The 26580-nt window shown below is 48.5% G+C and carries 18 protein-coding genes; 7 read left to right on the forward strand and 11 right to left on the reverse strand.

Going from position 1 to position 26580, the window contains the following annotated elements; translation table 11 throughout:
• Positions 1 to 5: 5 nt before the first annotated feature.
• Together ACYVI9_RS04275 and ung are read right to left on the reverse strand one after the other, a co-directional pair.
• The gene (locus tag ACYVI9_RS04275) at positions 6 to 590 is read right to left on the reverse strand and encodes a GNAT family N-acetyltransferase (protein ID WP_460761139.1); all 585 of its coding nucleotides are present in this window, start codon (positions 588 to 590) and stop codon (positions 6 to 8) included.
• Between the two features lie 11 nt (positions 591 to 601).
• A complete protein-coding gene (gene ung, locus ACYVI9_RS04280) occupies positions 602 to 1273 on the reverse strand; it encodes a uracil-DNA glycosylase (RefSeq protein ID WP_460761141.1) in 672 nt (223 codons plus the stop codon).
• A 322-nt stretch (positions 1274 to 1595) separates the two neighbouring features.
• Here ung and ACYVI9_RS04285 point away from each other — a divergent pair, with 322 nt between their 5' ends.
• From ACYVI9_RS04285 to ACYVI9_RS04300, 4 genes are all read left to right on the forward strand, one after another.
• The gene (locus ACYVI9_RS04285; RefSeq protein WP_460761144.1) at positions 1596 to 2525 is read left to right on the forward strand and encodes a DnaJ C-terminal domain-containing protein; all 930 of its coding nucleotides are present in this window, start codon (positions 1596 to 1598) and stop codon (positions 2523 to 2525) included.
• 4 nt (positions 2526 to 2529) lie between these two features.
• Positions 2530 to 2802 carry a chaperone modulator CbpM gene (locus ACYVI9_RS04290; protein WP_460761147.1) on the forward strand — a complete coding sequence of 91 codons (273 nt, stop codon included), beginning with the start codon at positions 2530 to 2532 and terminating at the stop codon, positions 2800 to 2802.
• A gap of 188 nt (positions 2803 to 2990) precedes the next feature.
• A complete protein-coding gene (locus ACYVI9_RS04295; protein WP_460761149.1) occupies positions 2991 to 6152 on the forward strand; it encodes a glycoside hydrolase family 2 TIM barrel-domain containing protein in 3162 nt (1053 codons plus the stop codon).
• A gap of 138 nt (positions 6153 to 6290) precedes the next feature.
• On the forward strand, positions 6291 to 7715 hold the full coding sequence (locus ACYVI9_RS04300; RefSeq protein ID WP_460761152.1) for a Gfo/Idh/MocA family protein: 1425 nt from the start codon (positions 6291 to 6293) through the stop codon (positions 7713 to 7715).
• A 324-nt stretch (positions 7716 to 8039) separates the two neighbouring features.
• On the opposite strand, the gene ACYVI9_RS04305 is transcribed toward ACYVI9_RS04300, so the two are convergent.
• The 4 genes from ACYVI9_RS04305 to ACYVI9_RS04320 form a co-directional block, all read right to left on the reverse strand.
• On the reverse strand, positions 8040 to 8957 hold the full coding sequence (locus ACYVI9_RS04305; protein WP_460761154.1) for a DUF4097 family beta strand repeat-containing protein: 918 nt from the start codon (positions 8955 to 8957) through the stop codon (positions 8040 to 8042).
• Positions 8917 to 9624 carry a hypothetical protein gene (locus ACYVI9_RS04310; RefSeq protein WP_460761156.1) on the reverse strand — a complete coding sequence of 236 codons (708 nt, stop codon included), beginning with the start codon at positions 9622 to 9624 and terminating at the stop codon, positions 8917 to 8919. The genes ACYVI9_RS04305 and ACYVI9_RS04310 overlap by 41 nt, the downstream gene beginning before the upstream one ends.
• Complete coding sequence (locus ACYVI9_RS04315) at positions 9608 to 10159, reverse strand: RNA polymerase sigma factor (RefSeq protein ID WP_460761159.1); 552 nt, start codon at positions 10157 to 10159, stop codon at positions 9608 to 9610. Before ACYVI9_RS04315 ends, ACYVI9_RS04310 begins: the two co-directional genes overlap by 17 nt.
• A gap of 149 nt (positions 10160 to 10308) precedes the next feature.
• The gene (locus tag ACYVI9_RS04320) at positions 10309 to 10530 is read right to left on the reverse strand and encodes a PspC domain-containing protein (protein WP_460761161.1); all 222 of its coding nucleotides are present in this window, start codon (positions 10528 to 10530) and stop codon (positions 10309 to 10311) included.
• A 266-nt stretch (positions 10531 to 10796) separates the two neighbouring features.
• On the opposite strand from ACYVI9_RS04320, the gene ACYVI9_RS04325 reads away from it, so the two are divergent.
• The gene (locus tag ACYVI9_RS04325; protein WP_460761163.1) at positions 10797 to 13064 is read left to right on the forward strand and encodes an aconitate hydratase; all 2268 of its coding nucleotides are present in this window, start codon (positions 10797 to 10799) and stop codon (positions 13062 to 13064) included.
• 225 nt (positions 13065 to 13289) lie between these two features.
• Complete coding sequence (locus ACYVI9_RS04330) at positions 13290 to 13955, forward strand: FAD-binding oxidoreductase (RefSeq protein WP_460761166.1); 666 nt, start codon at positions 13290 to 13292, stop codon at positions 13953 to 13955.
• Between the two features lie 43 nt (positions 13956 to 13998).
• Here ACYVI9_RS04330 and ACYVI9_RS04335 read toward each other — a convergent pair whose 3' ends face one another.
• The 3 genes from ACYVI9_RS04335 to ACYVI9_RS04345 form a co-directional block, all read right to left on the reverse strand.
• A complete protein-coding gene (locus tag ACYVI9_RS04335; protein WP_460761168.1) occupies positions 13999 to 15279 on the reverse strand; it encodes a M28 family peptidase in 1281 nt (426 codons plus the stop codon).
• An 80-nt stretch (positions 15280 to 15359) separates the two neighbouring features.
• Positions 15360 to 16079 carry a LytR/AlgR family response regulator transcription factor gene (locus ACYVI9_RS04340; RefSeq protein ID WP_460761171.1) on the reverse strand — a complete coding sequence of 240 codons (720 nt, stop codon included), beginning with the start codon at positions 16077 to 16079 and terminating at the stop codon, positions 15360 to 15362.
• A gap of 10 nt (positions 16080 to 16089) precedes the next feature.
• Positions 16090 to 17157, reverse strand: coding sequence for a sensor histidine kinase (locus ACYVI9_RS04345; RefSeq protein ID WP_460761174.1), 1068 nt, complete (start codon positions 17155 to 17157; stop codon positions 16090 to 16092).
• 277 nt (positions 17158 to 17434) lie between these two features.
• Between ACYVI9_RS04345 and dxs the strand changes: the two genes are divergently transcribed.
• Complete coding sequence (gene dxs, locus ACYVI9_RS04350) at positions 17435 to 19363, forward strand: 1-deoxy-D-xylulose-5-phosphate synthase (RefSeq protein WP_460761177.1); 1929 nt, start codon at positions 17435 to 17437, stop codon at positions 19361 to 19363.
• A gap of 58 nt (positions 19364 to 19421) precedes the next feature.
• On the opposite strand, the gene ACYVI9_RS04355 is transcribed toward dxs, so the two are convergent.
• Both ACYVI9_RS04355 and ACYVI9_RS04360 read right to left on the reverse strand, forming a co-directional pair.
• Positions 19422 to 21224 (reverse strand): hypothetical protein, encoded by a 1803-nt coding sequence (locus ACYVI9_RS04355; protein WP_460761179.1) that lies wholly within the window; start codon positions 21222 to 21224, stop codon positions 19422 to 19424.
• Between the two features lie 5 nt (positions 21225 to 21229).
• On the reverse strand, positions 21230 to 26575 hold the full coding sequence (locus ACYVI9_RS04360) for a hypothetical protein (protein WP_460761182.1): 5346 nt from the start codon (positions 26573 to 26575) through the stop codon (positions 21230 to 21232).
• Positions 26576 to 26580 lie beyond the last annotated feature (5 nt).

Consider the following 26580-nt stretch of genomic DNA (forward strand, 5'->3'; position numbering starts at 1 on the left):
GGTGGTTATAAGATATCTGCAAAAATAGTTTTTTTCAGCTCCTGCCATTCTTCTTTCAGGACGCTGTAATAAACTGAAGTTCTCCGCTGCCCGTTCCAGAGCAGTGAATGGCTTCTGAGGGTGCCTTCTTCCACGCCGCCGATTTTCTCCAGTCCGCGACGCGCGCGGTGGTTGAGGACGCCGGTCTTAAATTCCACCCTTTCGAATTTCAGATTTTCAATTGCGTATCGCATCATCGCAAATTTGGCATGCCGGTTGACGCCCGTGCTTCTGAAAGCCGGACCGAGCCAGCTGGCACCGATTTCCAGGCGTTTGTCGTGCCAGGAGATATTTAGCAGGCTGCTACTGCCGGCTACTTGACCGGATGCCTTATCAATAATAGCAAAAGGCACCCAGCTGCCTTCTTCCCTGGCGTTTAACAGATTCTGCATCCATTGTTGCAGTTGTTCGGGGTCGCTCAGTTTTGAAGAAAAATATTCCCACATCGTATCATCCTGAGCACTCAGGGCCAGAAAAGTATCGTAATCGGCTGCTGTAACCGGTCTTAGAAGGACCCGTTCGGTTTCCAGGGAAAGATTTTTGGGTATCATATGCGATTGAATTAGAGGTTCCAGTTGATGGGAGTACGGTCATGTTCCGTAAGATACGCGTTCGCTTTTGAAAAATGTCGGCAACCCAGGAAGCCTGCATGCGCTGACAGCGGAGAAGGGTGGGCCGCTTTCAGAATCAGATGTCGGGAAGGATCAATGAATCCGGCTTTTTGCTGCGCGAACCTCCCCCATAACATAAAAACGACATGCTCCTGTTGATCGGCGACTTTTTTTATAACGGCATCTGTAAACAGGGACCAGCCAATTTTGGCATGGCTCATCGGGGCGCCGCTTCGCACAGTCAGCGAAGCATTCAATAGGAAAACGCCTTCGGCGGCCCAGTGCGTTAAATTACCACTGAGGGGCCTTGGTATACCCAGATCAGTTTCCAGTTCCTTGAAAATATTGACCAGGGAGGGCGGAGGGGGCACCCCCTCAGGGACGGAAAAACTAAGGCCATGGGCCTGTCCAGGACCATGATAAGGGTCTTGACCCAATATCAATACTTTTACATTCTCGAAAGGCGTCGTATTAAATGCATTAAAAATAAGCGGTCCGGGAGGATAAATAGTTGCATTTGCTTTTTTTTCAGCTTTGAGTTGGGTGACGATTTCGCCAAAATATGGCTGTTCAAATTCGTCTTTGAGCTGATGCTTCCAGGAAGCCGCAATTTCTACATCCATAGACTGATAAATTGAGTACCAAACATAAAGATTTAAACGGGACCGGCAAAACAGCGATGTATTGCCTTGCTTAAAGGTTCACGGAGTTAGCAGTAACGGAACTCCAATTAATAACTTATATGCTACGATTGTTTTTTGTTGGGATACCAGGACAATGCTGTCGGTCTATTGCAGGCTATTTAATCGGTTTTGGTAAACAGGACCTGATTAAAAAATACAGAGAACCTGTTTGGTCCGTGGCCGAATTCTATTCAAGGGCATGGTTGCGCCAATTGTTCAGGAAGCAAATATTTTTGTAATTTGCCTGTAATACGGTTCTACAATGGATTATATAGACTATTATAAAGTATTGGGTCTGGAGAAGGGCGCTTCTGAGGATGAAATTAAAAAAGCCTATCGTAAACTGGCACGCAAGCACCATCCCGATCTGAACCCCAATGATCAGGAAGCGGTTAAAAAGTTTCAGCAAATTAATGAAGCTCATGAGGTGCTCAGTGACCCGGAGAAGCGGAAAAAATACGATCAGTATGGAGCAGACTGGAAACATGCGGAGCAGTTTGAGGAAGCCCGCAGGCAACAGCAACAGAATGCCGGATCAGGGAGTTATTATGGTGGCGGAGGGTTTGGAGGAGACTTTGCCGAACATTTCACCTATAGTGAAGGGGGGGACTTCTCTGACTTTTTCTCGCAGATGTTCGGTGGGGCGGGTGGACGATCTCAGGGGACTGTCAAATATAAGGGACAGGATTACCGGGCGGAAGTGGACGTGCAGTTAACCGCCGCTGCCAAAACCCATCAGCAGACTTTCACAGTAAATGGAAAGAACATCCGTATTACCGTGCCCGCTGGTATTAACAATGGCCAGGAAATAAAAATCAAGGGGTATGGCGGGCCGGGTGTCAATGGTGGTCCCAATGGAGATTTGTATATTACTTTCCATATTGTCAATAACACCAATTTTACCCGTAAAGGCAGCGACTTGTATTTAAACGCCCCCCTGGGTTTGTATAAAGCAATACTCGGAGGGGAGGAGACGGTGTCGACCCTGGACGGGAAAGTGAAACTTACCATCCAGCCTGAAACCCGTAGCGGGTCTACGGTTAGGCTCAAAGGCAAGGGATTCCCGGTATATAAACAGGAAGGTCAGACCGGTGACCTGTATATAACCTGGCAGGTACAACTACCCGAAAAACTATCTGAGAAAGAAAAAGCATTATTTCAACAACTGGCTGACGAAGCTGCTAAATCCTGAGACTATGGACAGCGAAAAAAACATTCATATTGATGAGCTCTGCCGGCATTACCGCATAGAAACTTCATTTATACAAAGTCTGGATGATTGTGGCCTGATTCGGTTGACTAAAACTGAGGAATCCCTGTTTATCAGCGATGACCAGTTATCGGCTGTCGAAAAGTTTATGCATTTTCATTACGACCTGGATATTAATCTTCCCGGGATTGAAGCGATCAGCCATTTGCTGGGCCGCATTGAGCAATTGCAACAACAACTCAGGGAACTGGAAGATTAAGGATTCTACAGACCATATCTATTCCTTTTACAGGACAACCGATTGCGCAAACCTTTGTTTTTAGGGAGTTTAGCTGTTTATTTGTGGCCCTTGAATTCTCAACCATTTCAATAGCAGTGATGATGGCTATGGGTGACACATAGATATTGGGCTATCCGGAAGCCTCATTATTGTAAAAACTTCTACGCATGAAAAAATTGACGCTGTTGAGCTGTCTGGCATTGATGATTTGTTTGAATGGTCTTATTGCACAGCCGCTACCGACAGAATTACTGACGCCCGAGATCGTTTCCGTCAATCGGATGCCCATGCGGGCAACGGCATTTGCTTATGAAAGCCGCGCACTGGCTGAAAAAAGAAACCGGGAAGACTCGCGGTATTTTCTTTCACTCAATGGCAATTGGAAGTTTAACTGGGTGCAAAATCCTCAGGAACGCCCGCAGCGATTTTATGAGACAGACTTTGATGATTCCAAATGGGAGAACTTTCCGGTACCTGCCAACTGGGAACTCAACGGCTACGGCCTGCCGATCTATGTGAACCAACCCTATGAATTTGCCGGACGAAAATTGACGGGTTCCCGTATGAATCCCCCATTTGATATCCCCCAGGATAATAATCCGGTAGGTTCCTATCGCAAAACAGTAACCCTGCCAGCTTCCTGGAACGGCCGGCAGGTTTTTATACATCTGGGTGCGGTGAAATCGGCATTCTTTATCTGGGTGAACGGGAAAAAAGTGGGTTACAGTGAAGACAGCAAACTGGCAGCAGAATTTGATATTACAGAATATGTACATCCGGGAGAGAACCTGGTGGCACTGCAGGTATACCGCTGGAGCGATGCCAGCTATCTGGAATGTCAGGATATGTGGCGGATTTCCGGGATTGAAAGGGAGGTGTACCTGTATGCGACACCGCTGCTGGATATCCGTGATTTTAAGGTCCGGTCCACTCTGGTGAACGACTATAAGGATGGCCAATTGCAACTGGACATCGAAGTAAATAATTACCGCAAAGACCAGCATACCAATCATTCCAAACCCGACACTTTCAGTGTAGCCGTTGAACTGCAGGATGCGGAGGGTAATGCGGTCTACAATGCCAGTTCTGAAGGTATTAAAAAAGTACTGGGACGGTACAAAACTGACCTGAGTTTCGCCAAAAACATACCCCAGGTTAAAGCCTGGTCCGCAGAGTTACCTTATCTCTATACTTTATATATTACGTTAAAAGATAAATCCGGCAACCTGTTGGAAGTCGTCCCGGTGCGGCTGGGTTTCCGGACGGTAGAAATCAAGGGCCGGGATTTTCTGGTAAATGGTAAAAGAGTTTTTTTCAAAGGTGTGAACCGGCATGAACACAATGCACGTACCGGGCATACGCTCACAGCGGCGGATATGCGTAAGGATATGGAAATGATGAAGAAACTGAATGTGAATGCGGTTCGCCATTCCCATTATCCGCCCAGTCCCTACTGGATGGAACTTTGTGATGAGTACGGACTCTATGTAATTGACGAGGCTAATATTGAATCACATGGACGTTATTACGACCTGGAGTACAGCCTGGCCAATGATAAGAAATGGCGGGTACCTCATCTGGAACGCATTCAGCGAATGTATGAACGCGACAAAAATCATACTTCTGTAATCACCTGGTCGCTGGGCAATGAAGCCGGTAACGGGGTCAATATGTATGAGGCCTACGACTGGCTGAAGGCCAGAGACAGCAGGCCTGTACAGTATGAACGTGCTGAATCCGACTACAATACGGACGTTTTATGTCCGCAATATCCTTCTCCGGGATGGGTGGCCGGCTGGCGTAATTCCAAAGACAACAGGCCCTTAATCATGAGCGAGTATGCACATATTATGGGCAATAGCCTTGGGAATTTTAAGGATTACTGGGATGCCATAGAAAGCACACCAGGTGCTCAGGGCGGGTATGTCTGGGAATGGATCGATCAGGCGATTGATACGGTAAAGGATGGCAAGCGGATCATGGCTTATGGTGGTGATTTCCCGCTGACGGGACCGGTTAATGAGGATTTCAGTGATAATAATTTCTGCGTTAAAGGTGTCGTAACTGCGTACCGACAGCTGACGCCTATGGCGGTGGAATTGAAGAAAGTTCATCAATATATCAAATCTGTTTACAAGGGCAATAATGAAATCGGTATTGCGAACCGCTATGATTTCCGGGACCTCAGTAATGTTCAGTTGGACTGGGAGCTGCTGGAAGACGGGCGGGTCGTTGAGAAAGGCACCAATAATAAACTTCGACTGCAATCCGGGGAAGTGATCAATATGATACTGCCGGTTAAAACCCGGCCTAAAGAAGGGAAAGAATATTTTCTGAACCTCCATTACCGCCTGAAAAAATCGGAACCTTTTCTGGAGAAAGGTTATGAAATAGCCAGCGAACAATTTAAATGGGCAGGCGGTGTAACCGCAGTTGCTCCGGATTTTTCTAAAGGCACGGTAAAAGTGAGTGAGGCAGGTAATATACTGGTCGTACAGGGGCGCCATTTTACTGCGGAGTTTGACACCAAAGCCGGTCTGTTAACGGCTTATTCGGCCGATAATGCAACATTGATAAGCAGCGGCCCCCAGCCTGCTTTTTACAGAGCTCCTACTGATAATGATATTGGTGCCGGCCTGAATAAATCGCTACGTAACTGGCGTGACGCCTATCAGAAAGGGGAATTGACAGATGTGCGGAAGGATCCTCTCGATGGACATGCGTATAAAATAACCTTCGTCAAAACCCTGCTGAATGGAAAGGCAACGACTGAACAGTCTTTTACGGTGGCAAGTGACGGTAGTGTACTAGTGGAAAATCATTTTACAATAGCGTCCGATGCAGGTAAATTATTAATGCGTATCGGCAACGATATGCAGGTAGCCAGGAAATTAAACCGCATCCGGTGGTATGGTCGGGGTCCGTGGGAAAATTATGTTGACAGACAATATGCCAGCGAAGTCGGGTTGTTTGAACAGCGTTTGGAGCAGCAGTATTTTCCCTATGCACGTCCACAGGAGAGTGGTAATAAAACGGGTGTCCGGTGGATGTCGCTGACAGCTGCTAATGGCAGGGGATTAAAAATAGTATGTACCGACAGTCTGCTTTCTGTCGCGGCGCTTCCCTATTCGCTGGACGCACTGGATCCGGCACCTGAGAAACATCAGTATCATTCCGGTGAGCTGGAAGCCGGCGATGCCGTGTATATGCATATCGATTTGCGGCAATTGGGCGTCCAGGGTATAGACAGCTGGGGTTCGCTGCCACTTAAGAAATATTGGGTGTTGCCCGGGGAATATCAGTACAGTTATCTGATCCAGCCCCTGTAAACAGCCGGGCGCTGTGACTGGTTTTTGCGCAAACGGTTGCGTGGCGGCCATAGCCACTAAAGATTTACCTTAGTGCCCTAGCAACCGGCTTGCCCGTTCAAACTGGGTAGAATTAATAAATTCATCTAAAGTAATATTATGAACAAATTGAAGATTTTAACTATTGCACTGGCTTCATTTGCATTTTTGTTTCAGGGATGTGGCACGTCCAGATCTGTATCGGGAACCGCAACCAAAGGTGTCGCGAAACAAATAGCAGTTCCGGTGCCGGCCCGGCCTGCCGGTCAGCAGGATATGCTGGGTTTTGCAGCGCCGAAGATACCGTTGGTCCGGGTGGGCTTTATCGGTTTGGGTATGCGGGGCCCGGGTGCGGTGGAGCGTTGGACCCATATTCCCAATACTAAAATTATGGCGCTGGCAGATCTGCGTCCCGAGCGGGTCGAGAATGCTCAAAAAATATTGGATAAAAGGGGGGTAGCCCGTGTCGAAGGTTATTCAGGGGCTGAAGATGCCTGGAAGAAATTATGCGAAAGAGACGATATCGATCTGGTTTATATTGCTACCGACTGGAAGCACCATGTGCCGATGGCTTTATATGCTATGGAGCACGGCAAACACGTTGCAATTGAAGTGCCTGCTGCCATGAATATGGACGATATCTGGGCGCTGATCAATACATCGGAACGTACGCGTAAGCATTGTATGATGCTAGAAAACTGCGTCTATGACTTTTTTGAACTTACTACGCTGAACATGGCCCAGCAGGGCGTATTCGGAGAAGTGATTCATGGCGAAGGCGCCTATATTCATGATCTGTCGGAATTTTGGGATGCTTATTGGAACAATTGGCGGCTGGATTATGCCAGGGAACATCGCGGTGACGTTTATCCTACCCATGGTATTGGTCCGATTTGTCAGGCCTTGAACATCCACCGCGGTGATAAAATGAACTATCTGGTAGCAGTGGATACTGATCCTTTCAATGGTCGGGAGAAGTGGAAAAAAATGAAAGGCGAATATCCCACGGAGTTTCGAAACGGTGATCAAACCATTACCATGATCAAGACCGAAAAAGGGAAGAGCATTCAAATACAGCATAATGTAATGACGCCGCGGCCCTATTCCCGGATGTACCAACTGACAGGTACCAAAGGATTTGCCAATAAGTATCCGCTGGAAGGCTATGCAATTGGTGCTGATCAGGCTTCCTCCGATGTGGCGCCAAATCATGAGAAACTGAGTGCCCACAGTTTTGTGCCCAAGGAAGTGAAAGAAGCCTTAATGAAGAAATACAAACACCCCATACAAAAGGAACTGGAAGAGCAGGCCAAGAAAGTAGGGGGCCATGGTGGCATGGACTTTATTATGGACTATCGGCTGGCATATTGCCTGCAGAACGGGCTTCCCCTGGATATGGATGTTTATGATCTGGCGGAATGGTGTTGTTTGACAGAACTGACCGCAATTTCTCTGGATAATGGCAGTGCGCCTGTAGCCATTCCTGATTTTACCCGGGGCGGCTGGAACAGGGTTCAGGGCTATAAACACGCTTTCGCAAAATAACTGAACCTGGAATAGGATTTTAAAATGTGGCGGGCTTTAGACAGCAGCCACATTTTTTTATGGGGTACTGCTCTGGAAAAGCTATAATTCTTACTATCGCTCCACACGTGTACGCGCAAGTCCCCTACAGGGTTTTACATCCTAAACTGATGTTGTGCATATATTACAGAAACGGTTCCTCCCTTAGATCCCAAAAGCGAAAGACTTTTGAGTTTAACGGCATGTTTTATAAAAATTGAAGCTGGGATAAGAAAATGTTGGGAAGGGAACTTTGTTTGGTATGGTTGGTCGTTCTGTTCGGTTTGATTCAATTAATTTGAAAGCCTATAGTAGTATGATATCGCCAAAGCTATTGAAAATGTTGATTTCAGTTTTTCCCGACCCCTGCTTACCGCTAAATTTTTTATTGAAGTTGGGACCGTGGTTGCCTGATTTGGAATTTTCTTCCAGATGAATACCTGACTTGTTCTGGACATCTCCAAAATTGGTACGGATATCCAATTGGAGGTCATTGAGTTCATTTAAATTAAGTTTGACATCTGAATAGGATATCTTCAGATCGAGTTGTTCCAAAGATTTTTCGAGGCCCAGCGACACTACTTTACAAAAATCTATTTTCCCACTGATGATACCCTGGAGACCTTCGATTGTCAGATCGGAATAGGAAATCTTGATGTCCCCGTTGCGGATCGATGAGGAGCGGAGTGTGCCAAATTTTACCTGGATATCCGGTTCTCCCGACAGTCTGCCGGTAATTACATCACCAAAGGATTGTTCAATCCGTAGGTTGCCCGTCCAATCCGGGATCCTGGTATTCCCAAATTCATTCTTAATTTCCAGATCCGTTCTGGCCGGCATATAAACCACATAGTCGATATGAATCTGAGAGTTTTTGGACTGTCTGTTTTGGCCTCCTGAGAATCTGGTGGTAAAATTAACCGGGTTGCCGTCGGAGGATTGAATCTGAATATTATCCAGCAACTGTTGCGCGGCCTGCTCACTACTGGCGGTAACCCGTATGGTAGCTTCGGCCTTAACCTCATTGCGCTCCCAGGTCCGTATGTCTACTTTACCGAACTTATTGGTAATTTTTACACCCTGCTGCTGGCTCAGGGCATAGGTTTTACTGATTTTTTTTGTTTTCTCAATATTGCCCGCTTTTGCTGAAATTGCGGTCGCCAGTAACAGGAGCGACAGCAGGCTATAAATTCTTAAATGACTTTTCATTATTTTGCTTTTCATTTTTAACTTGTTTAAGTATCTCCAGTTGGCGGTTCAGCAGTTCGGATTGCATTTTAAGGTTGCCGATCATCGCTTCCAGAATTTTCTCATTGTTCACACCTTCATCCAACTGGTGTTTTAAAGCGCCATAGGAAGTTTCCAGCATTTCCATATCCGCAGCAAATTCTTTATACAGTAGCGGTTCACTTTTTTTGAGTGCTTCCATCTGGCTTTGCTTGATTTCGATCAGCCTGGAATAATGATATAGTTCTTCCTGGGATATTTGCGGGCGCGGATCCACTACCGTTGGTTGTTGTCTCCGGCCGCCTTCAGCCAGTTCCTGCACCGGCGTGTCGACCGTTACAGCAACTATTGTAGATTCTGGTTCCTTTGGCAATATCGGATCCGGCTGTTTTGCACTGTCATTTATTTGGGAGGTCAGTTCCGCACCCGGATTTGAAGAGGATGGGTTCATCCTGTAAATCAGGAAAATGCCCCCCAGTATCACCGCTGCTGCCGCTGCGACCTGCCAGAGTCTTCTGACGGAAACGACCCGGCCCTTTTGTTCCTTCGGTTCCGGCAACGCTCTTTCAATTCGGTGCCATAAAGCTTCCGAAGGTTCAAATTCATCGAAAGCTTCTTTATGGCTTTCGATAAAAGATTCCAGTTTACTAGTTTTTTTGCTCATAACTGATAAGCTCCTGTATTTTTTTCCGGGCACGATGATAAATCGTACGCACATTGTTATGACTCAGGTTCAACATCCGGCCGATTTCTTCCTGGGGCAGCCCCTCGATTGTATATAGGTTGAAAATGATCCGGTGATTTTGGGGTAACTGTTTGATAGCTTGTTTAATACGTTCGACGTTATATTGGAACGACGATTCTTCTCCTTCCAGATCCTCCTCTGTCTCCTCAATTCCTGAGACATCAATATCGGAAAACGAAAGTTTCCTTTTTCTGATGAGACTGATGGATTTGTTAATAACGATTCGACGCAGCCATGCTTCAAAACTGCTTTTATAGCTAAAACGATCCAGAGAATTAAAGGCATCAATAAACGCCTCCTGGACCATATCCTCAGCATCTGCCAGATTATTCAATACCCGCATGCTACTGTTCAGCATCGGCCGGGCATATTTCTGGTACACTTCATGGTAAGCCCTCCTGTCGCCCCTGCGACAGCGCTCCACCTGTTCATCCAATGCTATTTCGGCAGTCAAACTCAATAGTATATCATTCCCTTTAATAAATAATAGCAAATCTCCGGGAAATGTTACAGCCTAAAAGGGATTTTTTGCCCAACAAAAATTAGAAGCGTAAAAGTTTGTGGGTCAGGAAGAAAAATGATTCCAATGTTTTATAAACCTGGTTAAAGATAGTACCAGGGATTTCTTTTGGAAGAATAGATATAGTTTCTCATATTTTTCCAGAATGCAAGCACCATATAAATAATAATAGGGGAACCCATCGTCAGCACGGAGGAATAAATAAAATACTGGCGAATACGGCAGGGAGATATATGCAGCCGGTCACCTATGGATGAACAAACGCCAAAAGCGTTCCATTCGACAAAACTTTTTAGCTGGTTCATGGTTGAAAATATGATGAATGGTAAGATTAACCCTGCAAAAGTAGAGTAATTTAGGAAAATTTCATACGAGCGCCCATGAATTGACATGAATCAATTTGCTAATGCGGGTGACGGGCGTTCTGGTATTGCTGTTGATCCTGAGTGGATTAAGGCTATTTCATGCAATCGTTTGCTGAAAAATAGTCAATAGAATCCCTCTATTTTATGTAAATTCGCGCCATTGCTAAAGGAACCTTCATATTTAGTTAAAAAAACATATAAAAGAAATGGCATTCGATCTCGATCTGATTAAAAAAGTTTACGCATCATTTGAAGAAAAAGTAAACAGCGCCCGTGCCCTACTCGGCCGTCCACTCAGTTTTACCGAAAAAATATTATATACCCATCTTACCGAAGCTGCCAGCAAAGCCTATCTGCGGGGAGAAGATTATGTGGATTTCGCACCAGATCGGGTAGCTATGCAGGATGCCACAGCACAGATGGCGCTGTTGCAGTTTATGCAGGCGGGTAGAAGTAAGGTGGCCGTACCGTCGACCGTACATTGCGACCACCTGATTATGGCAGAAACCGGTGCATCTGCCGATTTGCAACATGCCAATAAGGAAAGCAAGGAAGTCTATGATTTTCTGGCTTCCGTATCGAATAAATATGGAATTGGTTTCTGGAAACCAGGTGCGGGCATTATTCACCAGGTTGTTCTGGAGAACTATGCATTCCCCGGAGGCATGATGATCGGAACGGACAGTCATACAGTGAATGCCGGTGGTCTGGGTATGGTTGCGATTGGTGTAGGTGGGGCGGATGCCTGTGACGTGATGGCCGGACTGCCTTGGGAACTGAAAATGCCAAAATTGATCGGTGTAAAACTGACGGGCAAACTTAATGGCTGGACAGCTCCTAAAGACATTATTTTAAAAGTAGCCGGTGTGCTGACCGTAAAAGGCGGTACCGGATGTATTATCGAATATTTTGGTGAAGGTGCCAAATCACTGAGTTGTACCGGGAAAGGTACCATTTGTAATATGGGTGCAGAAGTAGGAGCTACCACTTCCACTTTTGGATATGATGAAAGTATGAGCCGTTACCTTACAGCTACCGGAAGGGAAGAAATTGCGGCACTGGCTGACGGAATCGCTGATCAACTGACTGCAGATCCGGAAGTATATGCTTCTCCTGAAAAATACTTCGATCAGTTGATTGAGATCAACCTCGATGAACTGGAGCCGCACCTGAACGGGCCCTTCACGCCAGATCTGGCGACGCCTATTTCCAAAATGAAAGAAGTGGCCGCCGCCAATGACTGGCCCACCAGAGTGGAAGTGGGTCTGATAGGCAGCTGTACCAACTCTTCTTATGAGGATATCAGCCGGGCCGTTTCTCTGGCCAAACAGGTAAGTGAAAAAAACCTGAAGACCAAGGCCGAGTTTACCATAACCCCTGGATCCGAGCAGGTGCGTTACACCATTGAAAGAGACGGATTTCTGGATACTTTTGATAAAATTGGCGCCACAGTCTTTGCCAATGCCTGCGGCCCCTGTATCGGTATGTGGAACCGGGTAGGTGCTGAGCGGAAAGAAAAGAATACCATTGTTCACTCCTTTAACCGCAACTTTGCCAAACGCGCAGACGGCAATCCCAATACCTTTGCCTTTGTAGCATCTCCGGAACTGGTAACCGCGCTGGCCATCGCCGGTGATCTTACCTTCAACCCCATTACCGATACCCTGGTAAATGAAAACGGGGAAGTCGTAAAACTCGATCCGCCCACTGGTGATGAACTACCGGCAAAAGGATTCTCGGTCGAAGATCCGGGCTATCAGGCACCCGCAGAAGACGGCAGCAGCGTAGAGGTCATTGTCGATCCGGCCAGCAAACGGCTTCAATTACTGGAACCATTTGCAGCCTGGGAAGGAGAAGACCTGAAAGGACTGAAATTACTGATCAAAGCCAAAGGCAAATGTACGACTGATCATATTTCCATGGCCGGTCCCTGGTTGAAATTCAGAGGACATCTGGATAATATTTCTAATAATCTGCTGATTGGAGCAATTAACTTTTTTAATGAAAAAACTGATGCCGTTAAAAATCAGTTGACCGGGGAATACGGTCCCGTCCCGACTACACAGCGGGCATATAAAGCAGCAGGCATCGGTACTATCGTTGTCGGAGACGAGAACTATGGCGAAGGGTCTTCCCGTGAGCATGCGGCAATGGAACCGCGCCACCTGGGTGTACGTGCGGTACTGGTAAAATCCTTTGCCCGGATCCACGAAACCAATCTGAAGAAGCAGGGTATGCTGGGTTTGACCTTTGCAGATAAAGCTGATTATGATAAGATCCAGGAGGATGATACCATCGATATTATCGGCCTGCAGGATTTTGCTCCCGGAATACCGCTGACAGTAGTATTACATCATGCTGATGGTAGTTCTGAAGAAATCTCCGTAAATCATACCTACAATATGCAACAGATTGGCTGGTTCGCTGCAGGTGGTGCGTTAAACATCATCAAAAAGGAATTTGCTAATAATTAATTGTAAAAATTCGAAAAATTTCCAGGGAGCCGGCTTCGAGCCGGCTTCTTAATTTCATATAGGGCCGATCGAATCTATCGCTAAAGTTTTTTGAATTGATATAGGATAGGATCAGGCAATCACTATTGAATTCTTATTAATTGTCCGATCTACCGTTCGAAAAACAGGCATCGGCAGCTGCTCTGGAGAATTAATAGTATATTCAGGTGACTAAAGCATAGAAATATGGAACGCGTTACCATACAATCGGTTCAAAAAATAACTCATGATGTCCTGCAAATTCGGGCGGACAAACCAGGCAACCTGCAATTTAAACCTGGCCAGGCAGTGGATCTCTCGATAGACAAACCTGGCTGGGAAAAGGAGTTAAGACCCTTTACTTTTACCTCTCTGCCGGAGGATGATCATATCGAGTTTACCATCAAAACCTATCCTGATCATCATGGTGTTACCGGACAGTTGCTTTCATTAGTTCCAAAGGACGGCTTGTTACTGCATGAAGTGTTTGGTGACATTCATTATAAAGGCCCTGGAATATTCCTGGCTGGCGGAGCAGGTGTGACGCCCTTTATCGCCATTTTTAAGTACCTGGAAAAAGAAGGCAAAATCGGTGAGAATAAACTGATTTTTGCTAATAAGACCAGTGCAGATATTATTTTGGAAGATACATTCAGGGACCTGCTAGGTGCTAACTTTATTAATATTTTGTCCCAGCAGCAAACCGAAGCGTATGAACATGGCTATATAACAGCCGCATTAATTCAACAACATGCTGATGAAAATATCCGCTACTATTATCTCTGCGGACCGGATGCGATGATGGAATCGGTCGAAGCTGAATTAACAAAACTGGGTATTGCGGCATCAGCGATTGTAAAAGAGGCGTTTTAAGAAAAACTTATTGCATCCGGTGCTTTCTCTTGAGACTTTGACACTAACGCAGGCTGCTGGTATCAACCCTGGTCGGCGTATCTTTTCCCGCGACAATCGACTGCGCACTGATCGCAATGGACTTAATGATCCGCGTCATATTCTCCAGGTCCAGGGTGCTGACTTCGTCACTGGCTTTATGATAATTGGGTTCACTGTCCATTTTGGAAGTGGATATTGTATGCGCCGGAACCCCGAGTCGGGCCAGTGTGGCGTTGTCTGAGCGATAAAAAAGTTGCTGGTCGGGATAAGGGTCCGGATGGAAACTGAAACCACTCCCCTGAAGATTTTTTTGCAGAATATCTCCCATGTTGGTTTTTTCGTAGCCTGTTATATAAGCAGAGTTTTTTCCCCATTTACTGTCGGTCCCAATCATTTCAATATTGAACATGGCCATCACTTTTTCGGGATCCAGTTGCTGGCTAAAATATTGGGAACCGAAACCACCCACTTCTTCAGCGGTAAAAGCCACGAAGATAATTGAGCGGTCATTGTCCTTTTTTTTCGCGTAGTATTTCGCCAATTCAATAACTGCAGTAGTCCCGGAAGCGTCATCGTTGGCGCCATTGTAGATGCTGTCTCCATTTTCTGCCTGGCCAATGCCGATATGGTCGTAATGGGCCGAGAAAATGACATATTCATCTTTACGCTTGTTCCCGGTAAGGAGGCCCGCCACATTGGATAACTGAAGTTCCTTTATTTGGTGGGTAGCTGTCAGTTTGAAATTCTTGAGATCGATATCCCCGGAAACAAAAACGACGGTGGCCGCTGATTTAAAGAAATTCCGTTTTAATACTGCCAGCCGTGGAAATCTTTGGGCAAAGCTTGTATCTACCAAAACAATTGCATTCTGTCCGGCGGATGCATATTCCATCGCTTTGGCGAAAAAATTATCCTGTGCCGTAATGCGTTTTACAGGGTAGTCCTGATTGGCCGTTATGGTTACTTCGGGGGAAGCGGTTAATACCACAAAATTTTTGGCATCCAGTTGCTGATTTCCGGCGCTGGCTGTAAGGCCCTGCTGGGTGGCGCTGATGGTTGAAAAACGTTGCAGAAAGCTGCTGCCGATTAGCGGCTGCAGGCCCGCATTTTTAAATTCTGTGGCAATAAATGCAGCAGCTTCATCAATTTGGGGCGTGTACACTTTTCTGCCCCGCATGTCATCGGAAGCCAGTTTATTAATCACCCGGCTGACTTCAGATTGCCGTATTTCTGTGGCGGATTGCGCCATCAGGATACCATTACCCAGTAATGCGGCCAATGTAATTATTTGTTTTAACTGCATCAGTATTTATTTTTTAATTCGTTGTTTTTATTTCGCCAACTATTTTTTTCCGGCTTTAAAGTGTATCCCGGCCCGCTGAATTATAAACTCATTTTCTCCTTGAACTTGACCGTTTGACGACGACTGACTTCAATTTTTTCACCGCCTTTTAATTCGATGATTAATCCGTTGTTAAAATAAGGTTCAATTTTTTCCACCATCCGTAAATTGATAATATGTTTTCGGTTGGCTCGAAAAAAAACCTTCGGGTCCAGGCGCTCTTCCAAAGCGTTCAATGACTTTAAAATTAAGGGTTTATTATTATTGAAAAATACCTTGGCATAATTACCTACACTTTCGAAAAGCCGGACTTCACTGAGTCGGATAAACCAGCAACGGTCTCCATCCTTGACAAATACCTGGCTCTGTTCGTTTAATAATTCACCGTTTGCTGCATGTTCCTGATCGGACTGTGACTCATTGTTTACCTTCCTGATTGCCGTTTCAAGCCGCTGGGGATCTATGGGTTTGAGCAGATAATCCAGGGCGTTGACTTCAAATGCTTTCAGGGCATATTCATCAAAGGCAGTGGTAAAAATGACCCGGGGAGCGGCTTCCAGTTCTGCCAGCATTTCAAAACCGGTTTTACCTGGCATCTGGATGTCGAGAAATAGTAATTCCGGTTGCAGTTCCCGGATTTTCTCTATTGCCTCATTGGCATTGGAAGCTTCTCCTGCAATTTCAATTTCTGTAAAATGCTGCAGCAGTTGTCTGAGTTCTTTACGGGCCAGTCTTTCATCGTCAATAATAAGCGTCTTCATATATACAGCTTTAAGGTTGAACCGGCAACCGAAGCAGGGCTTTAACCCGATGGTCGCCGTCCTGATTAATTTCAAAGGAGGCATTACTGCCATAAAGCAGTTCCAGGCGTTCATGGATACTTTTTACCCCGAAACCATTATGGTTCGGACGGTGGCTCAGGCGCCCGGTATTTTCTACAATAAGTTCCATATGATCGCCGTTGATCCTGGAGATCAGATGCACCAGTCCACCGTTCATTTCATGACTGATGCCATGTTTAATGGCATTTTCAACCAGCATCTGCCACATCATCGGCGGTACCTGCTGACTGGTGGTATCCGGCTCAATATCATATTGAACGGTCAGCCGGTTCTCAAACCGCATTTGTTCCAGCGCCAGATAGTCTTTGATAATATTCAACTCATCGGTCAGCGGAACGGTGTCAGACTTGTCAATATTGATGCCGCCGCGAAGAATATTGCTGAGTTCGGTAATCGCCGCTCTGGCACGACGTGGATCCTCATCCACCATGGCCCGGATGCCGTTCAGGGAATTAAAAATGAAATGAGGGTTGATATGGGCTTTTATGGTTTTGAGTTCCAGTTCTTTGATATGAGATCTCAGTTTCAGGTGATCCATCTGTTCTTTCTGAGACGCCGATACATAGTGATATATAAAATAAATCGCACTCCAGGTAATCAGGAAAGTAAACCAGGCCAGTCCGTTGTTCAGCAGAATCAACCATAGGGACCTGCTCATGATGATAGACTCACCCTTACTAAGCAGGTGAAGTTCCTTGAAAAGAAACAGTTCAATAAATCCGGTAATGAAAGAAGTGGCCAGGGTGAGCCAGACAAAGGCCCAGATTTGCTGCGGGAGTTTTCGGGAGAGAATTTTTAATTTTAATACGGTAAAACGTAGTAAATGGGTCATGATCAATCCCATTACCGTAAATCCTCCGGCCCTTTGAATGATCAGCAGCCGGTCCTCCGGGGTATTCATGCGCTCCACAGACCAGGCGCCAAACATCTGCCAGAGAAAAAAACAGCTCCATCCGATAAGTTGGAAGATCCAGTAATATTTCCTGCCGTTAAACATAGAACAAACCTAATGGAATTTTTCTGTTCCTGAGCGCCTAAAGGATGAACGGAAATAGGCCCTCTTGCCCCCGGGTGAGGGATACCGGATTGGCAGGTCTTGAAGAACCGGACAGTGAAGGAATGCGGGGTGGGCTATTCCCGTACGGCGCGGCCGGAAGCCGTAAACAGGTCACTAACAGCAGGTTGGAGCCTGCAACCCGGCGCCGGTGTTTCCACCGGAGCGGGACAGGCTCATATTACAATAATTATTATTTTTGCAGGATAATTGATTCCGAATGACTATCACGCCCGGTCCCTTATTACAATCGGTAAATTCTCCGGAGGATTTGAAGAAAATCCCCCTGGAGAAACTGCACGAGTTCTGTGAAGAACTCCGCCAGTATATTATTGATGTGGTGAGTGTCCATGGCGGACATTTTGCTGCGAGTCTGGGTGTCGTGGAACTGACCACGGCCCTGCATTATGTGTATCGGACGCCCTATGACCAGCTGGTCTGGGATGTGGGCCATCAGGCCTATGGTCATAAAATCATTACCGGCCGGCGGGATGTTTTTGAGACCAACCGGAAATACAAAGGCATCAGTGGTTTTCCGAAACGCAGTGAAAGTATCTATGATACCTTCGGCGTAGGACACTCGTCCACCTCCATTTCAGCGGCCTTGGGAATGGCCATGGCGGCCCGTTACAAAGGGGAAGCTGACCGTAAAGTCGTCGCAGTGATCGGAGACGGATCGATGACGGCGGGGATGGCTTTTGAAGCCATGAATCATGCAGGCGTAGCGAATACCGATATGCTTATCATTCTCAATGATAATGGCATCGGAATTGATCCCAATGTCGGTGCACTGAAAGAATACCTGACCGATATTACGACCTCGCCAACCTATAATAAATTTAAAGATGATGTCTGGAATACCCTGGGTAAACTGCCGGTTGGTAAAAGATTTACACGGGCCATGGCCCATAAACTGACAGAGGGTATCAAAGGTATGGTCAGCAGCAGCGCCAACCTTTTTGAAGCTTTACAGCTGCGGTATTTTGGACCTATCGATGGCCATAATATCAGCAAACTGATCGATACCCTTAATGACCTTCGGGAGATCCCAGGCCCCAAACTCCTGCATATCATTACCACCAAGGGAAAGGGGTATGCGCTGGCGGAACAGGATCAGACCAAATGGCATGCTCCCGGTTTGTTTGATAAGGTAACCGGAGAAATCTACAAAAAGCAGTTCGAAACCCCACAGCCACCCAAATACCAGGATGTATTCGGCAAGACCATCATTGAACTGGCCCGGCAGAACGACCGGATTTTCGCTGTTACCCCGGCCATGCCTTCAGGATGTTCCCTGAAATATATGATGGCGGAAATGCCCGACCGGGCTTTTGATGTGGGCATCTGTGAACAGCATGCGGCGACCTTAAGTGCCGGCATGGCCACCCAGGGCATGCGGGTATTCTGCAATATCTATTCCTCATTTATGCAGCGGGCCTATGATCAGGTCATCCATGATATTGCCATCCAAAAACTGCCAGTGGTACTTTGTCTGGATCGTGCCGGTCTGGTCGGTGATGATGGTCCGACCCACCATGGTTGTTATGATATTGCTTATTTCCGTTGTATTCCCAATATGATTGTCAGCGCTCCCATGAATGAGAGTGAACTGCGAAATCTGATGTATACCGCCCAGCTGGAGTCCACCAATCTGCCTTTTGTAATCCGGTATCCGCGGGGCCAGGGTGTACTGCCCGAATGGGAGACCCCAATGCAGGAAATACCTATTGGTAAGGGCCGGAAATTGAGAGATGGCCAGCAGGTGGCCATACTGTCTTTCGGCCATCCTGGTAATTTTGCGGCAGCTGCTATTCGTGATCTGAATCGTGAAGGCATCAGCCCGGCGCATTACGATATGCGTTTTGCCAAACCCCTGGACGCCGACCTGCTGCATGAAGCGCTGGCCGGTTATGAAAAAATCATTACCGTTGAAGACGGAACGGTAAAAGGTGGTTTTGGATCTGCGGTACTGGAATTTATGGCCGAACACGGTTACAGCAATATCGTAAAAATACTGGGCATACCGGACCGGATTGTGGAACATGGCAGCCCGAAAGAACTCTATGAAGAATGCGGATTTGACAGCAACGCAATCGCCGCGGCTGTAAGGGAGTTGGTACAGGCTCCTGTCGGTATCCTTCCGGGTTAACCGGCCTTCCTCAGCAATATATCAACAGTATAGCACCTTCATTTCGCTTTATAACCGCTCAGCCTATGGGGATCCTTCGGATCAATTTGGCGGGAAGTATCTGATCAAATGCCAGCTTACTGGCACCCGCTCCCTTACCGGTTTGCCGGCGACGTCCTACCCATAAATAGGTTTTTCCGTCATACCAGCGCGTACGCTGAAAACTCCGGTTAACCAGCGTACCACTATAGGGTATTTCTTCTTCATTGATATAATATTGTGGCTGCACTTCGGTCAGCAGGACACCTTTGGCACGAATAGTCTCCCTGGGTGGCATTCCCAGTTTGGGCATGCGGGCCCGCTGGAACCGGATGTCCTGATTACTACCGGGGATATGTACCGGCATAAACGGAATCCAGTTTTCTGGTACCGTATTGCCGAGCAGGTATCGGATGGCCGCCGGGCTGTCTGCCGCCACCGGCTCGGGAAAGACGCCCGTCGTGTCAGCCGCATCATGACCACTAATGCCTTTATTGGTGGCATCGGGAATCCGGTCTTCGATCCCCCAGGCCATATTGGCCATTTCGTCCCGGGTAAAGTTTACGGTTTCGATAGGCTCGCTTTCCTGAACCGCGCTCAAACTGGCGGGAAGAAACAGGTAATCATTGTAACTGCCGTTCTCGGACTGATTGCTGAGGGTAAACATATTCCAGCGATCCCAATCCTTGTCACTGCCCCGACCGGCTGCTTCGATCAGGGTGCGCTCGCCAAATACATCAGTAACAACCAGGCCGCGGATTTCACAGACTGTGTTGACCGCAAGGGCATGGGGTATCACCAGCCAGTCATTACCATATACCAGGCCCAGTTCAGCAAACAGCAGCAGCAGGTGATCGGTGGTCTTGGCGTTCAGGCCGCCAAAATTGATCATTCGCTCCTCCATCTGCCAAAATCGGGGATGGGGCATCCCTTTGAAATGGGTAGGCGATGGCAGATAGGATATCACGGTATCGCTGTCCAGTTCCACAGGGTCCTGTGGTGGTTCGAGTTCAATAGCAGCGCTGCGGGGGGCTTCATCAAAACTATACCAGTCCAATGATCCGGAATGGTAATGGTCTGCCACCAACACCTTTTGTCGTTGTTGGGTCTGTGGGGCGGCTACGGCGACACGATAGGAAAGCTGTTCGGGCTGCCAGGCATTGTCCTGGAGTTGTTGCGGCTGGCTGTATTGTCGTTCTAACCAGGCCTGAAACTGCTGTGTGATCTGGTCCATATCCGCCTGGTCAGTTCCGGCAATCAATACCAGGCTGCCAAAGCTGCCATCCTGGAGGGCGTCCCATATTTTCTTGCCGTCAATACAACGTTTCCGGGTGGCAGTGTAGAGATTAAGACCGTCGGTCTGTCCCCGGAAATCTGTTTCCTGGCCGGCTGCTATGGCGAATGCCGTACGATACTGATTCAGGTATGCAGCCTTCAGGTCGGGCCGGTGCAATTTTAAAAAGTATTGTCCCATCTGAATGCGCAGGGCCAGCGAATACGCAACCGGTTCCCGTTCCGTCATCACTTCCAGGGGAATCATTTCCGTATAAGGCCTTCCCTGTTGATCCTTCAGGGCGATCCGGTCTACATGACGGGTCCGGGTCATCAGTCTCACATCAATGGCGGAGCCGGCGTCGTCGCCCTCGAGTTCGCCCATCTGCCACTGCCGGGTAAGCATCCAGAGCGGATCACGGACTTCAGCCCGCAGACTCCGGTCAAAATTCTCCAGGCGGGGACGCGGCTCCAGCCGGTTATAGGCTGTTATCGAAGGCAACCGGTATTTGAGTTTCAGCAGGTTCTTATCCGGTTGGAGCATGAGATCGGTCAGTGTTTGTATTGCCATGTCATTTAGTTTGTGGGATTAAGATCCATCAGCTGGATCACTTCTTTAAATACACTATCTGAGATCCATTCGTAATCCAGCGAAATGCCGGTTTTCAAAGTACTGAACTCTGTCAGCGTGGCGGGCAGCAGGGTACTGATGCCGGGCATCTGATCGATATGATCGGGTTCTACGGCCCTTCGACGGGCCCGCGCAAAACTGTCCCGGATCGAACCCACCAGATTGTCCCATTTCCATTTTCCTGTCAGTTCCGGCGATACGGTGAGCAGCAGGGCCTGGGGAGGCACTGCATTGGGTTGGTTGTAATTGAAACTGATGCCGGTAATTTCTTCTTTATTGGGGATCGTTTCCGGCCAGGCATCCAGGAGCAGGCCGCACTGGCTGCCGGCAGGATCAAATCCCTGCGGATTGAGCTGCAGAATGGCCAGGGTATCATCCAGTACTTCAGTTCCTGAAGGATAGGGCATTGCCAGCCAGTTGTCCTGTTCCCGGTAAGGCAATTGCAGGGGGGCGAGCTCCAGCTCCTGATCGTTAAACCCTTCATGCAGGAGCCGGATGGACTCCAGGGTATGCATATTGGGCCGTACCAGGGCTATGCCATGCAGCCATTCTATGACCGGTAGGGGGGCGGTAGCCCTGCAGTAATCCAGGAGACTGTCACTTGAGGAATAGGCGGCTATGATATCAGCTGTATTATTAAAATCATAGCGGGGCAAAACTTTAAAATCAGTACCGAACAGCTGTTCTATGGCCTGGCTGAGCAGCCGGATGCCGATGGCAATCGTGGTGGCCGGTTGCCCCAGCTGTAACAGGGTTTGCTGGTAGGCTTCCTGTATGACGGTCCAGCGGGCGCTGACAGAATCGCCCTGTGTGAGGAGTATTTCCAACGCTGCCGGGTCAGTGCCATAGACAGATTGGGGGAAGGCAAATACCAGTCCTGCATCAGCGATGGATTTTAAGCTGCTGCGCAGTTGTTCGGTGGTGACCGGCGTTTGCAGGTTACGGGCATCGGTTACAGCGCTGCTGAGTCCGGTCATTTGCAATTCAAAATAATCGTACAGGGACGCACAGCGACTGTGCAGATCCGGAAGGTTCAGCTGTTCAGGATTATCGGCGGGCCGCACCAGCTCTCTTGTAGCGGGTTCATAATCTTTGGCGCTTACGGGTCGGCTGTTACCCAGTAATTGACGGAGCAGATCTGCGAAAGGCAGTATCTCGGCAAAAGATTTGAAGGCCAGATCGGAACTGCCCGCATCTCCAAATTCAATTTTAACAACAGTGTCATCGTTGATATGCTCCTGTTGGGCAAACCAGTACCGGATCCTGGTTTCGAGTTCCGAGCTGCCGGAAGTTTCGCTGGTTTTCTGTACAAGGTATATGATATCTATGGCCTGTAGTTGGAGTTCTTGTAAACTGATCCAGCTGCTGATAGGTGTCGCATCGGGGCGCGTCAGGACCTGTCCCTCCGCGTCTACAGCCATTACCCGGCAGCGGATTTTATCAGGTGAACCCAGCAGGGTGGCCAGCCACTGGTTCAGGGAGGGTTCCATCATGGCTTTTCGGGTCATGGGGCAGCCCGGCCAGGGATTGCCGGAGACGCCCGATTGCAGGTTCAGTATGACTTTGTTGGTAAAGCTCAGTGCTGTTCCCTTGCCCGAACCGATGATTTCAGGCTGAGGGACTATGGAGGTTCCGGAAATGGCCTGCATCACGCCCGCGGCCCTTTCAAAATTACCCAGGGCCAACTGGTAGGCGGTTTCTGCGGTCAACAGATCCCGGAGCGCATCCAGGCTGTTGATAATGCCTTCCCTTTCCTGCTCGATTGCCTGGATTTGATTTTGGCTGAGTGCCGGCAGGTCGGGGATACCATAGGGGAAGGGGGTAGTGGTGGCCGCCAGGTCGAGTCCGTTGACCACATGGTAGTCTTTAGCGATTTCTTCCGGTCCCGTGGTATTGCCCAGTTGCGGAATCTTTGTTTTCTTCATGGGGAAGGCCAGCCGGAAATAAGGAATCAGATGGTTCAGGATAATGGGATCGGGTTTGCGGGTCGTAAAGTCATGCAGGCCCCGTTCAAACTGGTAGCCCAGTAGCGCTTCCAGGGTCTGTCCGTTCTGGATTCCTTCCAGTAATACCTGTGCGCGGCGCACCCGTTCAGAAGAAAGATTGACCGCCAGCTTTTCCTTTTCTGCAGCACTGGCATGGGTCAGGTAACCATTCCGTAAAATAGCTGCCGCTGTGGCGTGGTTCAGTGTCGGTGCATGGATATAGCCCCCATTGGCCGGGTCCCGATAGAGATTGTCCTTTTGTTCGCGGAGGGCTTCAGGTAAAATATCTTCGGCTATTTTGGTGCGTTGTTGTCCGGGGCGGACATTTTCCAGATATCCGTAAGCACCCAGATAAATACCTCTACGGTGTACCCGCCTCCCATTGTCATCATTAGATGTTCTCAGGCTTTGCAGCCTTTGTTCAAACAAAGAGGTCTGCCAGGCATCCAGCCGGTAACTCAGGCAGTCCATATGCTCCACCAGCGTACGTTCCAACCGGGCAGTGGGCATATCCCTGAGTACACTCAGGGCCCAGGAATGGGCCGCCAGATTTTCTCCGAGATTACTGGAAACCGGTAATTGATAAATATGTTTCAGCAGGGGCTGGCTGCTGTTTTCGGCCGGAATCAGCTGATGAACCGGCGCCTGAAATACTTCCCAGTGGGAGACCGACGGTGTCGGACTGATATTCATAAATTTTCTGGATTGAACGATTTCCCGGGCACTGATATCATGGACTTTCAGGAACTCGTATATTGCCTGGCTGGATTCGTGCAACTGACTGTAGCGCAGCAACAGGTAGAGCAGGGCATTCGGCCGGACAACACCCTGACCGAAATCCTGCTTTTCCAACGCATCGGCGTCGTCGGCATGCTCCAGCAGCCAGTGGATATAGTTTTTTTCACCAGCGGCATCATAGGCTTTGATGGTATCTGCTTCAGAAAAAGGCTGACCATCGATCAGGTTATGGTTGCCCAGCCGGGAACTGTAATGCCGGAAGACCAGCTGGAGCAGCATCGGCAGGGTTTTAGGGTTGCCATTACTGTCGTTCGCCTGGTATCCGAGACTGGTTAGCAGACTGCGGGTCTGCATGGCTTCAACCGCGGAAGCCCATACATCTGAAAAATATTTTCCACCCCAGCCAAAAGCTTCCAGATTTTTAAGGCTGTCCCAGCTATAACCGACCCGTTGCGCAAAGTCAACAGAATTGGGATGCAGTCCCAGAATGTCCAGGAGTTGCTGACCGGCATTACCGCTTTTGGTGATATGGGACAATGTGCCTGTCTTTTGTTGCCAGGAGGATTCAAAAACCCGCAGGACCTGATTGAGTTGCCGGTAGAAGGGTTGGGACACATCACTGCGGTTCACCCGTCCATACGTCCATTTACTGAAATCACTGGTAAGCAGCAGCCCATAGGGTTGATGACCCACCCGGAAACCTGCCAGTGGTCCCCGGCCGGTAACCATTTCTGTAAAATGGGTGCGCAGGGCCTTGAGCCCCGGGACGTCCAGTACGTCCTGGAGCATGGCCTGTAAATAATATCCCAGGGTGCCGGCATACAGGGCGGTATTCATGGCAACCGCTTCCCGGTGATCCTTGAGTTGACTGTTGGGAATGATTTGCAGCAGTTCATAATCAATGCCCAGCATTTCTGCCATGCGCTGCCCATCCGTAGCTTCCCTGGGATCTGATACCGGCGTGAACCAGACCTGGTCGTTTTCAATAAAAGCGGCCAGTTCCTCCGGTCCCTGTTGCCTGGAGTAGCCGGCATCTTCGGCTTCCGTATTATTGGTGGGGGTACCCTGGCGAATCAGTTCGAATCCAGCGCGGGAATAGCGGTGATTCTCCAGGAGGTCCTGCAATAGTTGACGACTGTCTTCCGGGTCGGCCGAAAGCTTCAGACCTACGGCAATCATCTGATCAAAACCCCGCAGGGCAGCCGTCTCATCCAGGGGGATCCGTAGGTCCATCCCTTTTTCAACGGCTTTATCAAAATCTACCATCCAGGCAAGCGGCTCATCTACAATGATCCGGTTCTGTTCGTCCCGGTCCAGGGTTGCCGGTTCATCATCCACCGGAGGCTCCGGCCCCAGGGTGAGGATATCATCGATCAGTTTGCCGGTCTGGCTGTGCACCAGTGCGCCCTGCCGGTAACAAAGCAGTACAAAACAATCGGGCAATATCCGGGTATGCGGCGCCCGGGTCCAGCTATTGTCTTTGGTGATGTCAAATTCAGGAAAGACCAGCCCTTCGGTATCCGCCAGCTGGTCCCGGTCCTGCCAGTTAAGCGGCCGGGTACTGCGGGCTACCCAGGCGGCGCGGTTATTGCCGAACTTAGTGGTCAGCATGACCCAGGCCGTCTTTTTTAAATCAGCCTCTGCTCCTGCCTGCCAGAGGGCTTTCCAGTGCGCTGTTCCATAACTGATTTCTATTGCGGTTAACTCCTGTTCATGAGTGACTACCGCAAAATCATCCGGAAAGATACGTACCCAGAGTTCTTTGTTGTCACCATTACTGAAGCGGGTCTCCAGTCGCACAGGCTGCAATAGGATGGGAAGGCTGTCATCCCATTCTCCGATAAGTGTTTCAGGCCCCTGCGCTTTGAATAATTCAGCGAGGGCACGGCTGAGGACGAGGCTACTTTGGCTTAATCCGGCCCGGTGTTTTTCCATTTCGGCCCTTGTCTGCTCCAGGGCCTTGCCCTGGTCTTCGGCCTGCCGTGTGCCGCGCCGGATCAGGGAGTCCAGTTCTTTTTGGAGGGCTGCCTTTCGGGCTTCCGCCTCTCTGAGGGCTGCCTGTAACTCCTTCGGTTCGGGGCGCTCAGACAGCTGTTGGCGGAGGGTTGCTAATTCCCCCGATAAACTGCCGAGCCGGATGTTGATTTCAGCCACTTGCTCCTGTAGCACGGCCAGGCGGTCTTCAAGTAACAGGCGTTGCTCTTTCGTCAGTTCTGCATTTTCCAGTTCATTGCGAATGCCTTCGATTTGCTGCTGCAGCACTGCTATTTCCTGTTCCAGTTGCTGACCGAGTTCCGTTAGGATATTGAATTGTTCCAGCAGGCCTTCGATGGATTGCAGTTGTTGTTGTAACTGGTTGATCTGTTCCTCCAGTTTTTTGATGGATGCGCGTAGGGAATCGATCTGTTCGGCGTTCGCTAAAGTAGGCAATATCGCTTTCTGGTCCGCCCTGCGTTGCAATTTCCCCAGTTGCTGGCGTTGCATACGTGCACCGTAAAGGCCGGCCGCGGCGGCATCTCTGGATTGCCGGGCGGCTTTAATTTTTTCTAAGGATTCTGAATAAGACATTTCTA

It is taken from the genome of Niabella terrae, from assembly GCF_054783135.1.

Excerpts from the sequence above, each read along its gene's own strand:
- ACYVI9_RS04345 (WP_460761174.1), bottom strand. The coding sequence starts at position 17,157 with ATGTTTAACGGCAGGAAATATTACTGGATCTTCCAACTTATCGGATGG.
- ACYVI9_RS04305 (WP_460761154.1), bottom strand. The coding sequence starts at position 8,957 with ATGAAAAGCAAAATAATGAAAAGTCATTTAAGAATTTATAGCCTGCTG.
- ACYVI9_RS04325 (WP_460761163.1), top strand. The coding sequence starts at position 10,797 with ATGGCATTCGATCTCGATCTGATTAAAAAAGTTTACGCATCATTTGAA.
- ACYVI9_RS04320 (WP_460761161.1), bottom strand. The coding sequence starts at position 10,530 with ATGAACCAGCTAAAAAGTTTTGTCGAATGGAACGCTTTTGGCGTTTGT.
- ACYVI9_RS04355 (WP_460761179.1), bottom strand. The coding sequence starts at position 21,224 with ATGGCAATACAAACACTGACCGATCTCATGCTCCAACCGGATAAGAAC.
- ACYVI9_RS04340 (WP_460761171.1), bottom strand. The coding sequence starts at position 16,079 with ATGAAGACGCTTATTATTGACGATGAAAGACTGGCCCGTAAAGAACTC.
- ACYVI9_RS04290 (WP_460761147.1), top strand. The coding sequence starts at position 2,530 with ATGGACAGCGAAAAAAACATTCATATTGATGAGCTCTGCCGGCATTAC.
- ACYVI9_RS04300 (WP_460761152.1), top strand. The coding sequence starts at position 6,291 with ATGAACAAATTGAAGATTTTAACTATTGCACTGGCTTCATTTGCATTT.
- ung (WP_460761141.1), bottom strand. The coding sequence starts at position 1,273 with ATGGATGTAGAAATTGCGGCTTCCTGGAAGCATCAGCTCAAAGACGAA.
- ACYVI9_RS04310 (WP_460761156.1), bottom strand. The coding sequence starts at position 9,624 with ATGAGCAAAAAAACTAGTAAACTGGAATCTTTTATCGAAAGCCATAAA.
- ACYVI9_RS04295 (WP_460761149.1), top strand. The coding sequence starts at position 2,991 with ATGAAAAAATTGACGCTGTTGAGCTGTCTGGCATTGATGATTTGTTTG.
- ACYVI9_RS04330 (WP_460761166.1), top strand. The coding sequence starts at position 13,290 with ATGGAACGCGTTACCATACAATCGGTTCAAAAAATAACTCATGATGTC.
- dxs (WP_460761177.1), top strand. The coding sequence starts at position 17,435 with ATGACTATCACGCCCGGTCCCTTATTACAATCGGTAAATTCTCCGGAG.
- ACYVI9_RS04335 (WP_460761168.1), bottom strand. The coding sequence starts at position 15,279 with ATGCAGTTAAAACAAATAATTACATTGGCCGCATTACTGGGTAATGGT.
- ACYVI9_RS04360 (WP_460761182.1), bottom strand. The coding sequence starts at position 26,575 with ATGTCTTATTCAGAATCCTTAGAAAAAATTAAAGCCGCCCGGCAATCC.
- ACYVI9_RS04285 (WP_460761144.1), top strand. The coding sequence starts at position 1,596 with ATGGATTATATAGACTATTATAAAGTATTGGGTCTGGAGAAGGGCGCT.
- ACYVI9_RS04275 (WP_460761139.1), bottom strand. The coding sequence starts at position 590 with ATGATACCCAAAAATCTTTCCCTGGAAACCGAACGGGTCCTTCTAAGA.